Genomic DNA, 14,165 nt, shown 5'->3' with positions numbered 1-14,165 from the left:
CAACGGCTCGATTCGCGCCCACTGCGCATCGGTTAACGGCATACCCGGACCAACGACCGACTGATCCGAACGAAACGGCCTAGCCGGTCCAGGACCATTCGGCGACCTCGGGCATGTCGGTGCCGTGGTCGCGGATCCACTGGTGGTGGCGGGTGCGGGCGTCCTGCATCCGCTGCCGTACGGACACGGCGCGCACCGCGAGCCCCGGGGTGCGGTCGATGACGTCCATGACCAGGCGGTAGCGGTCCAGGTCGTTGCGGACCACCATGTCGAACGGTGTGGTGGTGGTCCCCGCCTCCCGGTAGCCGCGCACATGCAGATGCGGGTGGACGGTGCGCCGGTAGGCCAGCCGGTGCACCAGCCACGGATAGCCGTGGTAGGCGAAGATGACCGGCCGGTCGCGGGTGAACAGGGCGTCGAACTCGGCGTCCGGCATCCCGTGCGGATGCGCGTCCTGCGGCAGCAGCCGGGTCATGTCGACGACGTTGACCACGCGCACGGCCACATCCGGCAGATGGCGGCGGAGGATCCCGGCGGCCGCCAGCACCTCCTGCGTGGGCACGTCGCCCGCGGCGGCCAGCACCACATCGGGCTCGCCCGTGCCGGTCTCCGTCCCCGCCCAGTCCCAGGTCCCGGCGCCGCGGGCGCAGTGGACGCGGGCCTGGTCGAGGTCGAGCCAGTCGAAGCAGGGCTGTTTGCCCGCGACGACGACGTTGACGTAGTCGCGGCTGCGCAGGACGTGGTCGGCCACGCACAGCAGGGTGTTGGCGTCCGGCGGCAGATAGACCCGTACGGCCTGGGGGCTCTTGTTGAGCACATGGTCCACGAAGCCGGGGTCCTGGTGCGAGAAGCCGTTGTGGTCCTGCCGCCACACATGCGAGGTCAGCAGGTAGTTGAGGGAGGCGATGGGGCGCCGCCAGGGCAGGTCACGCGCCACCTTCAGCCACTTGATGTGCTGGTTGACCATGGAGTCCACGATGTGCACGAACGCCTCGTAGCAGGAGAACAGGCCGTGCCGCCCGGTGAGCAGATAGCCCTCCAGCCACCCCTGGCAGAGGTGTTCGGAGAGCACTTCCATGACCCTGCCGTGCCGGTTCAGGTGCTCGTCGGTGACGACGATCTCCTCCTGCCACGCCTTGCCGGTGGCCCGGTAGACGGCGTCGAGGCGGTTGGAGGAGGTTTCGTCGGGGCCGACGAGGCGGAAGTTACGGCGGTCGGCGGTGTCCTCCATGATCTGCTCCAGCAGCCCGCCGAGGACCCGGGTCGGCTCGTGCAGGGTGGCTCCCGGCTTGTCCACGGGCACCGCGTACCGCCCCAGGTCGGGGACGGGCAGATCGCGCAGCAGCAGCCCGCCGTTGGCGTGCGGATTGGCGCCGAGCCGACGGTCGCCCTCGGGCACGAAAGTGAGGACGTGCGGACGCGGGCGACCCTCGTCGTCGAACAGCTCCTCGGGGCGGTACGAGCGCAGCCACCGCTCCAGCTGCCGCAGATGGTCCGGGTTCTCCCGGACGGCCGGCAGCGGCACCTGGTGGGCGCGCCAGGTGCCCTCGACGGGCAGGCCGTCGACCTCGACCGGACCGGTCCAGCCCTTGGGCGTGCGGAGCACGATGACCGGCCAGCGCGGGCGCTCGACGGCGTCCTCCTCGCGGGCGGTGCGCTGGAGCAGGGCGATCCGATCGAGCGCCTGGTCCATGGCCCGGGCCAGCGCCCGGTGGGTCCGCAGCGGATCGTCCCCGGGCCGCGCGGCGACGTGGATCGGCTCGTGGCCGTATCCGCGCAGCAGATCGTCCAGCTCCGGTTCGGGGAGCCGGGCCAGCACCGTCGGGTTGGCGATCTTGTAGCCGTTGAGGTGGAGGATCGGCAGCACGGCGCCGTCGTGGACCGGGTCGAGGAACTTGTTGGCGTGCCAGGAGCCGGCGAGCGGCCCGGTCTCGGCCTCCCCGTCGCCGATGACGCAGACGGCCAGCAGCTCCGGGTTGTCGAGCGCCGCGCCGTAGGCGTGCGCCAGGGAGTAGCCCAGCTCACCGCCCTCGTGGATCGAACCCGGGGTCTCCGGGGCCACGTGGCTGGGCACCCCGCCGGGAAAGGAGAACTGGCGGAAGAGCCGAGCCATGCCCGCCCCGTCCCGGCTCACATCCGGGTAGACCTCGGCGTAACTGCCGTCCAGCCACGACCCGGCGAGCACCGCGGGCCCGCCGTGGCCCGGGCCCCAGACGCAGATCGCGTCCAGGTCGCGGGCCTTGATGACCCGGCCGAGGTGGGTGTGGACCAGGTTCAGGCCGGGCGAGGTGCCCCAGTGGCCCAGCAGCCGCGGCTTGATGTGCTCGGGGCGCAGCGGCTCGGCCAGCAGGGGGTTGGCCAGCAGATAGATCTGCCCGGCCGCGAGGTAGTTCGCGGCGCGCCAGTGGGCGTCCAGGGCGTGCAGTTCGTGCTCGGTGAGGTCGTTCGTCGTCGTCCCCGGTGCGTCGGACATGGGCCTCTCTTTCCGCTCGTCCTGACTCGGCTCGGCATCCACTCGTCCTGTATGGGTGATGCGTACCCCTTTTGGCGATCGGGTCACGGCCGGACCCGGGCCGTTCGGCCCGGACCCGACCCCGGGCAGCCCAAGAGGGCGGGCGGGCGGCCGGTGGAGGCTGGTCCGCGAGGAGGCGGGGATGAAGCACCGCAAGATCGGCAACGTGATGAGCGACGACGTCGTCCGGGTCGGGGACGGGGCCTCGTGCGAGGAGGCCGGCGCGCTGCTCGAACGGCACCGGATCGGCGGGCTGCCCGTGGTGGACGAGGACGACAAGGTCGTCGGCGTGATCACCGGCACGGATCTGGCCGCCCGGGCCGACGGCGCGGTGTCATCGGGCGATCTCATGTCACGGCCCGCCGTCACCGTGCGCCCGCAGGACACCATCGTCGACGCCGCCCGCTCCATGGCGCGCCACCGCGTGGAGCGGCTGCCCGTCGTGGACGAGGAGGACCGGCTGATCGGCATCGTCACCCGACGCGATCTGCTCCGGGTCTTCCTCCGCCCGGACGACGAGATCCGCGCGGAGGTCATCGACGAGGTGCTGGTGCGGTCGCTGTGGCTCCAGCCGCAGTCCGTCACCGTGACCGTCACCGACGGCGTCGTACGGCTGGAGGGGGAGCTGGACCGGCACAGCGAGGTCCCGATCGCGGTGCGGATGGCCGGGCAGGTGGACGGGGTGGTGGCGGTCGTGGACCGGCTCACCTACCGCGTGGACGACTCGCGCCCGGCGGCCCCCTCGGGCGGTGCGCCCGGAGGCGGTGCGCCATGACCGAGCCCGTACGGCCGACCCGGAACGGTGGCCGGGTCGTGGTCGGCCTGGACGGTTCCGACACCGCCTGGCACGCCCTGGACCGGGCGGTCGGCGAGGCGCGGCGGCGCGGCGCCACGCTGGAGATCGTGCACGCCTGGCCCTGGGCACGGACCGATCCGCTCGCCTTCGACGCGGACGCCGAACCGCAGCGGCCCCCCGTCGAGATCGCCCGGACCGTACTGCGGCTGGCCATGGCCCGGGCCGCCGAACAGGACCCGGATCTGCGCATCGTCCCCACCCTCACCCCGCAGGACGCGGTGCCCGAACTGCTGCGAATCGGCGGACGCGCCGCGCTCATCGTCGTCGGCACCCGGGGGCTCGGCGGCTTCACCGGGCTGCTGCTGGGCTCGGTCGGGCTGCGGCTGGCCGCCCACACCCACCGCCCGCTGCTGGTGGTGCGCGGTGACGCACCGGCGCCCGCGTACGGGCCCGAGGGCCACCGCAAGGTGCTGGTCGGGGTGGAGAGCGGCGCGGACGAGGCGGCGGCCCGCTACGGGTTCGAGGACGCGATACGGCGCGGTGCGCGGCTGCGCGTGCTGTACGCCTGGGCCCGCCCCCGCCTCTTCGCGGGCGACCATGCGCTGCCCTCACGGGAGGCCGTGGCCCTGCGGGCGGAGCGGGAGCAGGAGGTGACGTATCGCGTGGTGGCCCGATTGCGCGAGGAGTTCGGACAGGTCCGGGTCCAGGAACACACGGCCCACAGCGCCCCGGCCCAGGCCCTGGTGGAGGCGTCGCGCGCGGCGGACGTCCTGGTGCTGGCCGTCCAGCGGCGGACGACCCGCCTGGGCATGCAACTGGGCCCGGTCACCCACGCGGTCCTCCACCACGCCCACTGCCCGGTGGTCCTGGTCCCGGTGGGCTAGCGCCCTCGCCCCTCCGGTCGCCCCTCACGGCCCCGGTTGGTTCCCCCACCCCCGCCCCTTCCCGAAACTGGGGGCAAGCCCCCAGCCCCCGGCTACTTCGGCCGGGCCGGGGGCCCGGCCCGGCGGTCCCGGCAGCCATCTCTGGCCCGAACCCCGGCCCGGCAGGGCCCAGCGGGCGTCCGGGGCCCAACCCTCGACCTGGCCAAGCCTTGTCGGGCCCGGCCAGATCCCGATGCGGCCGGACCGGAGGGGCCGGGGCCTGCCCCTCCGCCGCGCGACGGAGCCGCGTATCGGATGCAGCGGGAGCGAGCGGGGCGGAGACCAACCACCGGCCCCAGCTCCGGCCGAGTCCGGGCCCCGGCCCGAACCTGCGACCCGGCCAGGTTCAGCGCCCCCGGGCCCGGCGGGTGCCCTGCGCCGAACTCCCGGCCCGGCCGAACCCGCCGGGGGGCCGGGGGCCTGCCCCCGGTATCGGGAAGGGGGTGGGGAATCAACCGCCCGAATGGCCCGGAAGCGCAGCCGGGCGGCGGCGTCGCGGCGGGGTGGTTGGGCCGGATGACCTGGGCGGGGGCCGGTTGGCCCTAGGCGGCGGGTACCCCCGGCGTGGTCGCCTGGAAGCGGCACCGGGGGCATTCGACACGACGCGGAGAAGCGGACCGGTCAAGCGCCACATACCGTGCACCGCGCACCGCGCAATCCGGGCCCACGAGAAGCGGGCGGCCCCCGGCGCCGCACGCCCCGCACGAGAGGAAGCGGCCATGAAAGCACTCGTCTTCCAGGGGCCCGGGCTGTTCTCCTGGCAGGACGTGCCCGACCCCGGCATCGAGGACGCCACCGACGCCATCGTCCGCGTCGACACGGTCACCATCTGCGGCACCGATCTGCACATCCTCAAGGGCGAGGTGCCGGACGTCCGGGCCGGGACGGTTCTCGGCCACGAGGCCGTCGGCGAGGTGGTCGAGACCGGCGACGAGGTGCGCGGCGTACGGCCCGGGGACCGGGTGCTGGTGTCGTGCATCTCGGCGTGCGGCCACTGCCGGTTCTGCCGGGAGCGGGCGTACGGGCAGTGCCGTGGCGGCGGGGGCTGGATCCTGGGGCGTTCGGTGCACGGCACACAGGCCGAGTACGTCCGGGTGCCGTTCGCCGACCTGTCGACGCATCCGCTGCCCGCCGCGGCCGACGCGCAGTACGCGGTACTGCTGGCGGACGTCTTCCCCACCGCCTACGAGGTGGGCGTGCTCAACGGCCGGGTCTCGCCCGGCGACACGGTGGCGGTGGTCGGCGCGGGCCCGGTCGGGCTGGCCGCGATCGCCACCGCCGAGTACTTCTCCCCCGGCCGGATCATTGCCGTCGACCTCACCCCGTTCCGGCTCGACGCGGCCAAGCAGGTCGGCGCCGACGCGGTGGCGGACGCCGCCGAGGAGCCCGAGCGGCTGATCGACGACCTCACCGAGGGGCTGGGCGCCGATGTGGTGATCGAGGCCGTGGGGACGCCGCGGAGCTTCGAGATCTGCACCCGCATGGTGCGACCGGGCGGACGGATCGCCAACGTCGGCGTGCACGCCCGGCCCGCGACGCTGCACCTCGAAGAGCTGTGGAAGAAGAACATCACGATCACCACCGGGCTGGTCGACACGTACTCCACGCCCACGCTGCTGTCCATGCTGGCCGCCGGACGGCTGCCCGCGTCCTCGCTGATCACCCACCTGTTCGAACTCGACCAGATGGAGGAGGCGTACGACGTGTTCGCCCGGTCCGCCGACACCGGCGCGCTCAAGGTCGCGATCGGCGGGCACCACCCGCCCCTGGTCACCCGAGGGAAGTGAACGGCGATGTCCGAGACATCCAGGACGGCTCAGACGGGCTCCCGGCCCATCGGCGGCGGAGGCGACCTCGGTCGGCGGGTGGCGCTGCGGCGCCAAGAGCTCGGCCTCTCCCGGGCGGACCTGGCCGCGCGGGCGGGCACCTCGCCGGGCTATGTGCGCTACGTCGAGGAGTACCCCGCCGATCCGGGCGCCGGAGTCCTGCTGCGGCTGGCGTCGGCGCTGGAGACCAGCACGGCCGAATTGCGCGGCGGCACCGCCATGTCGCCGCCCGGCCTCGGCCGGGCCGCGCACCACGCCGATCTGCTGGAGCTGAGCCCGTGGGAGTGCCGGGAGCGGCTCGCCACGCACGGCGTGGGCCGGGTCTCGGTCTCCACCGCACCGGGCCCGGCCATCGTGCCCGTCAACTACAGCGTCGTGGACGACGCCGTGGTGTTCCGGACCGCACCCGACGCCACACCGGCGGCCGCGGCGGGCGCCGAGGTGGCCTTCGAGGTGGACCACATCGACGAGGCGCTCAGCGAGGGCTGGAGCGTGCTCGTCGTGGGCCGCGCCCGGCGGGTCACCGACCCGGCGGCGGTACGGCGGCTGGACGACGCGGCGTACACCCCGCCGTGGCCGGGCGGCGGCCGCGACCTGTGGCTGCGCATCGAGCCCGAACGCATCACCGGCCGCCGGATCCGGGTGCGCGGCGAGCCGGACTGACAGGACGCCGACCGGACACCGACAGGAGGATCCCGTGTCCCGGACCGCGCGCATCGTGAGCGATGTGATGACCCATACCGTCGTCGCCGTCGGCCGCGAGGCGCCGTTCAAGGAGATCGTCAGGACGCTGGAGCAGTGGAAGGTGAGCGCCCTGCCGGTGCTGGCGGGCGAGGGCCGGGTCATCGGTGTGGTGTCGGAGGCGGATCTGCTGCCCAAGGAGGAGTTCCGGAACAGCGATCCGACGCGGCTCGCCCAGCTGCGCGACCTCCCCGGCATCGCCAAGGCGGGCGCGGTGAGCGCCGATGAGCTGATGACGAGCCCGGCCATCACGGTGCACGCGAACGCGACGCTCGCCGAGGCGGCCCGGATCATGACCCACAAGCGGGTCAAGCGGCTTCCGGTGGTCGACGACGAGGGGCGGCTGGAGGGCATCGTCAGCCGCGCGGATCTGCTGAAGGTGTTCCTGCGGCCGGACGAGGAGATCGAGGAGGAGGCGCGCCGCGAGGTGGTGGCCCATCTCTTCCCGGCCCCGGGGCAGGCGGTCGAGGTGCGCGTGAGCGAGGGCGTGGTTACCCTCACCGGACACGTCCGGGACGCCGTGCTGATCCCGGCCGCGGCCCGGCTGATCCGTGCGATCGAGGGCGTCGTGGACTTCGACAACCAGCTGACCACCGCCCATCTGACGGGGCCACCGGCCTGAGATCACCAGCTGTGGCGGAGCGGCTCAGGTGTGGCGGCGCGTCCAGCGGGGGCCGACCTCGGCCCACGCCCGCTCCCACTCACGTTCCCGGCCGCGGTCAAGACGCCACCGCACCACCCCACGGCCCGCCAGCGACACCAGGCACACCCCCGCCGACGCCGACGCACCGGCCAGCGTGGCCCGGGTCGCCGCCTGCCGCTCGGTGGGCGGGTCGGCGACGAGACGGCCGCGCTCATCGGTCCACACCGTGGTGGCCGTACCGGCGCGCTTGCCCTCGTCGACCCGCGCCATGCCGGTGTGCACGACGCCGTCCGGTGCGGTCCACCGCACCTCGGCGCGCACCCGGGCGGTGTCCGTACCGTCGGCGGCGGGCAGCGCGGCGGGCGCGTTCTCCATCAGCACCGCGGGCACCCGGTGCCGGTCCGCGCGCTCCTGCCGCAGGCCGTCCGCCACGGCGTCGCCGGTCGCGACTCCCGCCGCGGGGCCGCCGACCACCATCACCAGGCCGGTCACCAGGACCACCCAGGCTTCCACCACGTCCGAGCGGCGTTTGAGGGGATTGCGCCGCCATCGCCACAACCACCGCCCCCGCACGTTCGTGCCCATGAATCAGACCGTGGCACGCGCGCGGTGGGGATACGAGGGCCGTGCAGCCCTCTCCGCCGGGGGCCTTTCGGTCCCCTCGCGGCCGCGCGGGGGCCCGTTCGGCCCTGGTGTGCACGTGGTGGATGCGCCACGCTCGTCTACCGGGGGCCGGGTGGACGGACGAGCCGGACCGACGAGCGGACGAGCGGTGCGAGGGCGCCATGACCGAGACCTGGGCCGGGACACGGGTGACACCCCCTGCGCCCATCAGGGTGTTCCTGCTCGACGACCACGAGGTGGTACGGCGCGGCCTGCACGATCTGCTGGACGCCGAGCCGGACATCGAGGTCGTCGGCGACGCGGGAACGGTGGACCACGCACTCGCCCGGGGCCCGGCGCTGCGGCCCGACGTGGCCATCCTGGACGTCCGGCTGCCGGACGGGGACGGCATCACGGTCTGCCGCGAACTGCGCTCCCGGATGCCGGGGCTGGCCTGCCTGATGCTCACCTCGTTCGACGACGACGATGCGCTGCTGGACGCGATCATGGCCGGGGCCGCGGGCTATGTGCTCAAGCAGATCAAGGGGTCCGACCTGGTGTCCGCCGTACGGACCGTCGCGTCCGGCCAGTCGATGCTGGACCCGGCCACCACCGCCCGGCTGATGAGGACCCTGCGCGGCGACGACACCCCGCAGGAGCCCCGGGACGAGGCGCTGGCCGGGCTGTCGCCGCGCGAGCGGGAGATCCTGGCCCTGATCGGCGAGGGGCTGACCAACCGGCAGATCGGCAAGCGGCTCTTCCTGTCCGAGAAGACGGTCAAGAACCACATCTCGCGGCTGCTGGCCAAGCTGGGCGTGGAACGCCGTATCCAGGCCGCCGTCCTGGCCAGCCACACACCCCCGGCGCAGGACCCCGACGCCCGTCCGGCCCCGCCCCGCTGACCCTGTCCCCACTCCGAACCCGACCTGCCCCTGTCCCCGCTCCGACCATTCGGCCGTGACCATGTGACCGGCCCGCCCGGCGAGGAGAAGACCATGGAGCCCGCAGTACTGGACGCGGCGACGCTGGAGAAGCTGATCTCCGCCGCCGTCGCCGCTCCGTCGATGCTCCACGCCCAGCCATGGCGGTACCGGCTGAACCCGGACACCGTCACCCTGGAGGTCCGGGCCGCCCCGGAGCGCGGTCTGCGGCAGGCCGACCCCACGGGGCGGGCGCTGTGCGTCTCCGCCGGGGCCGCGGTGTGCAATCTGCGCGTGGCCGTGGCCCACTTCGGCTGGGAGCCGGTGGTGCGGCTGCTGCCGCACCGCTCCCAGCCGGACCTGCTGGCCACCGTGGGGCTGGCCGTGTCCCCGCGCGGGGGTGCCGCCCCGCACCCCGACGGCCTGTACGACATGATCTGGCGGCGGCCCGGCAGCCGGTTCCCGTTCCCGGGTCGGCGGCTGCCGCCGACGGAGCTGGGCGTGTTCGCCGAGGCCGCACGCGGGGACGGGGCGACGCTGTATCCGGCGGGCCCCGAGGAGACCGCGCGGCTGCTGCGACTGACCGCGGAGGCCGAGCGGCGCACCGCCGAGGACCACCGTGAGCACGCGGCGGGCGGCGCCCGGGCGCGTGAGAGCGGCCCGTACGGCATCACCGCCGGCACCCCTGCGCGTACCCCCACCGGCACCGCCGCGGGCACACTGTGCCGGCCGACGATCGCCGTGCTCACCACCGCCCACGACCGGCGTGCCGACTGGCTGCGGGCCGGTCAGGCGCTGGAACACGTCCTGCTGCTGGCGACGGCGCACGGCATCCGGGCCTCGCTGCTGCACAAGGCGCTGGAGTGGTCCGATCTGCGCTGGGCCCTGAGCGACGGGCGGCGCGCGCCCGGCCATGTGCAGATGCTGATCCGGCTGGGTCCGGGCGTCAACGGTCCGGGTGTCAGCGCTCCGGGTGTCAGCGCTCCGGAAGCGGAACGGCCCACACCAGCCGGGTGCCACCGTCCGCGGGCGCGGTGAGGTCCAGCCGCCCGCCCAGCTTCTCGGCGCGCTCCGCGAGGTTGCGCAAGCCGCTGCGGCGCCCGCCGTCCGGTATGCCGACGCCGTCGTCCGTCACGGTCAGGGTCAGCCGTCCGTCGTGCACGATCAGCGTGACCTCGGCGGCGTGCGCCCGGGCGTGCCGCGCCACGTTGGACAGGGCCTCGGCGAGCACCGCGACCATGTCGTCCGCGACCGGCCGCGGCACATCGGTGTCGACCAGTCCCTCGGTGCGCAGCGCGGGGGTGAAGCCGAGTGCGGGGACCGCCTCCTCGATCGTCTTGGCGGTACGGACCCGCAGCCCCTGCACCGCGGGGCCCGCTTCGTGGGAGCGCAGGCCGAAGATCGTGGAGCGGATGATCTTGATGGTGTCGTCGAGGTCGTCCACCACCCGCAGCAGCCGTTCGGAGCCCTCCGGGTGCTGGACGAAACGCAGGGTGCTCTGGAGCGTCATCCCGGCCGCGAACAGCCGCTGAATCGCCAGGTCGTGCAGATCGCGGGCGATCCGGTCGCGGTCCTCCAGCAGGGCGAGCTGTTCGGCGTCGCGCCGCCGCTCGGCCAGCTTCATGGCGATCGCCGCCTGGCCCGCGAAGCCGAGCAGGGTGTCGGTCTCGATCTGGGTGAAGGCGGGGCTGCGCTCGGTACGGGCGAGGGAGAGGACGCCGCCGACCCCGTCGCTGGTGCGCATCGGGACCGCGACGGCCGGGCCGAGGCCGTTCCAGCGCTGCGGGCCGACCGTGATCCGCGGGTCGTTCGCCACATCGGTGCTGGTGACCGGCTCGGAGGCGGTGAAGGCGGCGCCGGCGAACGTGCCCTCGCGGGGCAGCACCAGACCGCGGTGCGCCTCGGCGTCGGTGCCGGAGGCCAGCGCGACCTGGAGGGAGTCGGAGCCGGTGACGGGCAGCATCAGCACGCCCAGGTCGGCGGAGAGGATCCGGCGGGCGTGGTCGACGATCAGCTCCAGCACCCCGGTCTCGTCCACGCCGGACAGCAGGTTGTTGGTGACCTCGGCGTTCGCCTCCAGCCAGTGCTGGCGGTGCCGGGCCTCCTCGTACAGCCGGGCGTTCTCGATGGCGACCCCGGCGGCCACGGCGAGGGTGGACAGCACCGTCTCGTCCTCGCCGTCGAACTCCTTCCCGCCGCGCTTCTCGGTGAGGTAGAGGTTCCCGAACACCTCGTCCCGCACCCGGATGGGCACGCCCAGGAAGGAGTGCATCGGCGGATGGCCGGGCGGGAAGCCGTACGAGGCGGGGTGCTCGGACAGCTCGGCCAGCCGCAGCGGCTCGGGGTGGCGGATCAGCTCGCCCAGGATGCCGTGACCGGCGGGCAGCGAACCGATCGCCGCGCTCTGTTCCGGGTCGACCCCCACCGGAAGGAACTCGGCCAGCCCCTGATCGTCGCCGATCACGCCCAGCGCGCCGTACTCGGCGTCCACCAGCACCACCGCGGCCTCGACGATCCGCCGCAGCACTTGGCGCAGATCCAGCTCGCGGCCGACCGAGAGGACCGCTTCCAGCAGGCTGTGCAGCCGGTCCTGGGTGCCGCGCACCGCGTCGATGCGCACCTGGAGCTCCTCCAGCAGCTCGTCCAGGCGCAGCCGGGGCAGGTACTCCGAACTCCTCACGTTCTCCATGCCCACCACCGTGTTTCCCGTCAGCGTGTCCCGGCCGCCCCGTCGAGCAGTTCGCCGAGCCGGTCGAGGAAGACCTGCTGCTTCGCGACGATCTTCGTGCGGGCCCGGCCGAGGTCCAGCCAGGCGACCCGGTCGACCTCGGGGAACTCCCGCGTCCGCCCGGACCCGCGCGGCCATTCCATGGCGAACGTGCCGGGGGTGATCCGCTCCGGGTCGAGGTCGCCCGCCAGGGCCCAGACGGTGACCAGCTTGCCGCCGGTCTGCCGTACGGTGCCCAGCGGGCGGAGGTCGCCCGCCGGCGGCGGCAGCCCCAGCTCCTCCTGGAACTCGCGCCGCGCGGCGACCTCGGGAAGCTCGTCCCCCTCGTACTCCCCCTTGGGCACGGACCACGCGTGCTCGTCCTTGGCGGCCCAGAACGGCCCGCCCATGTGGCCGAGCAGAACCTCCGTGGCCGGGCCCGTCCCGCGGTACAGCAGGATCCCGGCGCTGCGCTTTCCCGTCACAGTGCCAGTGTGCGCCGGAACGCGCGCGCTGCCGCGTTCAGCCACCGGGGCGCGGTCAGCCCTTCAGCGCGTAGCCGAGGTAGGTGACGCGCGGCCGGGCGTCCGGGGCCCGTACGAAATCGGCCAGCGGCGGGATCTGGTCATCGGTGATCCGGCCGCGGCGGCGGGCGACGGTGGCCCGGATGAGGCCGCGCGGGTCCCGGGGCCGGAAGTCGCAGATGTCCTCGTTGCGCAGGCCGTGCCGGTCGAGGGCGGCGGCCAGTTCGGCGGGGGTGCGCAGCCGGGCCGCCGTGTAGCGGCCGGTGGGCATGATCCGGGTGAGCGGGAGGCGCTGGAAGGCGCCGAGGTAGACGAGCCGGGACAGCGGGGTGCGGTTGACGGTGTCGTAGACGAGGACGCCGCCGGGGCGCAGCAGCCGGGCGGCCTCCGCCAGCACCCGGTCGGGATCGGGGGTGATCTCGAGGGTGTCCGCGTAATAGGCGAGGTCGAACGCGGCGTCCGCGAGGCCCGGTTCCTCGGCGGGCGCGGTCCGGTAGGCGACGGCGGGGTGGTCGTGCGGGTGCGCCGCGCGGGCGATGCGGGTCGCGGCGGCGGACGGGTCGACGGCGGTGACGTCGAAGCCGAGCCCGGCCAGGCCGCGCGCGAGCAGCCCGCGTCCGCTGCCCATGACCAGGGCACGGCGGCCGTCCGGGGTGCGGCCGAGGGCGGCGAGGGTGCCGCGGACGTACGCCATGCGGCACTCCTGGAAGGCGACGGCCCTGATCTGGCGGCCGTCGACGGTGTCGGGCGCGTCTGCGTCCAGCTCGATGCGCGGGGCGGCGGCCATGCTCTTCTCCCTCGTCCATCCGGTGAGTTCCCTGAGGGAACTTAACACTCCTGGTTCCCTGAGGGAACTCGGGTAGGGTCGGGGCATGACCCGTACTCCGCTCGCTGACGTGGCCTGTTCGATCGCCCGCGCCACCGATCTGTTCGGCGACGCGTGGACCGCGCTGATCATGCGGGACGTGCTGACCGGGGTCGGCCGGTTCGACGATCTCGCCCATGACCTCGGCATCTCGCGCAAGGTGCTGGCGGCCCGGCTGGCCCGGCTGGTCGAGGAGGGCGTCCTCAGCAAGGAGCGCTACCAGGAGCGGCCGCCGCGCGAGCACTACCGGGCGACCGAGAAGGGCGAGGAGCTGTACCCGGTGCTGCTGGCGCTGATGCGGTGGGGCGACCGCTGGTGCGCCGGTACGGACGGGGCACCGGCCCGCGTCCACCACCTGACCTGCGGCCGGGACACCACCCCCGTCACCGCGTGCGCGCACTGCGGCGATCCGCTGACCGTGCACAACACCACCCAGCTGCCGGGCCCCGGCGGACACACCGGCCCCGGCACCCGGGTCCTGGGCCCGCTGCTCGCCTCCCGCGAACCGGAGTGAGGATTCGCCGGGGCGACCCCGGGCACTCGGCGCGGGACGCCGGGTAACCCGATCCGAGGAGCGCCGATCATGCGCTACGAAGAACTGACAGGCCAGGTCCAGGCCCGGGCGCAGCTGCCCGACCGGCAGGCCGCCGAGCGGACCGTGCGCGCGACGCTCGAAACGCTCGCCGAGCGCATTCCCGGCGGGCTGGCCGATCATCTGGCGGCGCAGCTGCCCGCGGAGGCCGCGGAGCCGATACGCCGGGTCATCGCCTCTCACGAGGGCTCTCCGGAGCAGCGGGCGCACCACCGTGACCACGGCGAGCGGTTCGACCTCACCGGCTTCGCGGGCCGGGTCGCCTGGCGCGCCGAGAGCACCGAGGAGGAGGCGATCCGGGAGGCGAGCGCCTGCTTCGAGGTGCTGGACTCGGCCGTGGCCCCGGAGCTGATGGAGAAGGTGTACGGCGCGCTGCCGAACGACATCCGGGAGCTGCTGCCCGCGGCCCGGGCCATCCAGCCCAAGGACGCGGGGGCCGGAGGCGCGGGGGCCGGAGAGGCGGAGGGCCGCGGCGGCGCGGACGGCTGAGCGCGGGGCGACGCACCGGCGGCC

14 protein-coding genes are annotated in these 14,165 nt (G+C 74.2%); 9 read left to right on the top strand and 5 right to left on the bottom strand.

What is annotated here, in order from left to right; translation table 11 throughout:
• Window positions 1-79 precede the first annotated feature (79 nt).
• Window positions 80-2,473 (bottom strand): phosphoketolase family protein, encoded by a 2,394-nt coding sequence (locus EEJ42_RS41650; protein ID WP_123107336.1) that lies wholly within the window; start codon window positions 2,471-2,473, stop codon window positions 80-82.
• A gap of 181 nt (window positions 2,474-2,654) precedes the next feature.
• On the opposite strand from EEJ42_RS41650, the gene EEJ42_RS41645 reads away from it, so the two are divergent.
• The 5 genes from EEJ42_RS41645 (at window position 2,655) to EEJ42_RS41625 (ending at window position 7,420) form a co-directional block, all read left to right on the top strand.
• Window positions 2,655-3,287, top strand: coding sequence for a CBS domain-containing protein (locus tag EEJ42_RS41645; protein WP_123107335.1), 633 nt, complete (start codon window positions 2,655-2,657; stop codon window positions 3,285-3,287).
• Window positions 3,284-4,192, top strand: a complete 909-nt coding sequence (locus EEJ42_RS41640; protein ID WP_123107334.1) for a universal stress protein — start codon at window positions 3,284-3,286, stop codon at window positions 4,190-4,192. The genes EEJ42_RS41645 and EEJ42_RS41640 overlap by 4 nt, the downstream gene beginning before the upstream one ends.
• Before the next feature lie 758 nt (window positions 4,193-4,950).
• Complete coding sequence (locus tag EEJ42_RS41635) at window positions 4,951-6,018, top strand: alcohol dehydrogenase catalytic domain-containing protein (protein ID WP_123107333.1); 1,068 nt, start codon at window positions 4,951-4,953, stop codon at window positions 6,016-6,018.
• 6 nt (window positions 6,019-6,024) lie between these two features.
• A complete protein-coding gene (locus EEJ42_RS41630; RefSeq protein WP_123107332.1) occupies window positions 6,025-6,720 on the top strand; it encodes a helix-turn-helix domain-containing protein in 696 nt (231 codons plus the stop codon).
• Window positions 6,721-6,754: 34 nt separating this feature from the next.
• Window positions 6,755-7,420, top strand: a complete 666-nt coding sequence (locus EEJ42_RS41625; RefSeq protein ID WP_123107331.1) for a CBS domain-containing protein — start codon at window positions 6,755-6,757, stop codon at window positions 7,418-7,420.
• Between the two features lie 24 nt (window positions 7,421-7,444).
• On the opposite strand, the gene EEJ42_RS41620 is transcribed toward EEJ42_RS41625, so the two are convergent.
• Entirely contained in the window at window positions 7,445-8,026 is a 582-nt protein-coding gene (locus EEJ42_RS41620; protein WP_123107330.1) for an Rv1733c family protein, read from the bottom strand.
• A 200-nt stretch (window positions 8,027-8,226) separates the two neighbouring features.
• Here EEJ42_RS41620 and EEJ42_RS41615 point away from each other — a divergent pair, with 200 nt between their 5' ends.
• Both EEJ42_RS41615 and EEJ42_RS41610 read left to right on the top strand, forming a co-directional pair.
• Window positions 8,227-8,946 (top strand): response regulator, encoded by a 720-nt coding sequence (locus EEJ42_RS41615; protein ID WP_123107329.1) that lies wholly within the window; start codon window positions 8,227-8,229, stop codon window positions 8,944-8,946.
• Between the two features lie 93 nt (window positions 8,947-9,039).
• Window positions 9,040-10,002 (top strand): Acg family FMN-binding oxidoreductase, encoded by a 963-nt coding sequence (locus EEJ42_RS41610; RefSeq protein WP_123107339.1) that lies wholly within the window; start codon window positions 9,040-9,042, stop codon window positions 10,000-10,002.
• Here EEJ42_RS41610 and EEJ42_RS41605 read toward each other — a convergent pair.
• From EEJ42_RS41605 to EEJ42_RS41595, 3 genes are read right to left on the bottom strand one after another with little or no spacing between them, the layout of a single operon-like run.
• On the bottom strand, window positions 9,941-11,653 hold the full coding sequence (locus EEJ42_RS41605; RefSeq protein WP_123107338.1) for a sensor histidine kinase: 1,713 nt from the start codon (window positions 11,651-11,653) through the stop codon (window positions 9,941-9,943). The two genes, EEJ42_RS41610 and EEJ42_RS41605, sit on opposite strands and share 62 nt — an antisense overlap.
• Window positions 11,654-11,673: 20 nt before the next feature.
• Window positions 11,674-12,156 carry an NUDIX hydrolase gene (locus tag EEJ42_RS41600; RefSeq protein ID WP_123107337.1) on the bottom strand — a complete coding sequence of 161 codons (483 nt, stop codon included), beginning with the start codon at window positions 12,154-12,156 and terminating at the stop codon, window positions 11,674-11,676.
• Between the two features lie 55 nt (window positions 12,157-12,211).
• Window positions 12,212-12,982, bottom strand: a complete 771-nt coding sequence (locus EEJ42_RS41595; RefSeq protein WP_123107328.1) for a methyltransferase domain-containing protein — start codon at window positions 12,980-12,982, stop codon at window positions 12,212-12,214.
• A gap of 85 nt (window positions 12,983-13,067) precedes the next feature.
• Here EEJ42_RS41595 and EEJ42_RS41590 point away from each other — a divergent pair, with 85 nt between their 5' ends.
• The gene (locus EEJ42_RS41590; RefSeq protein ID WP_123107327.1) at window positions 13,068-13,574 is read left to right on the top strand and encodes a winged helix-turn-helix transcriptional regulator; all 507 of its coding nucleotides are present in this window, start codon (window positions 13,068-13,070) and stop codon (window positions 13,572-13,574) included.
• Window positions 13,575-13,643: 69 nt separating this feature from the next.
• The gene (locus EEJ42_RS41585) at window positions 13,644-14,141 is read left to right on the top strand and encodes a DUF2267 domain-containing protein (RefSeq protein WP_123107326.1); all 498 of its coding nucleotides are present in this window, start codon (window positions 13,644-13,646) and stop codon (window positions 14,139-14,141) included.
• Window positions 14,142-14,165 lie beyond the last annotated feature (24 nt).

Source organism: Streptomyces botrytidirepellens, assembly GCF_003721215.1.
Classification (GTDB): domain Bacteria; phylum Actinomycetota; class Actinomycetes; order Streptomycetales; family Streptomycetaceae; genus Streptomyces; species Streptomyces himastatinicus.
Note: the sequence above shows the minus strand (reverse complement) of the source record. Positions and strands in the feature narration are given on the sequence as shown.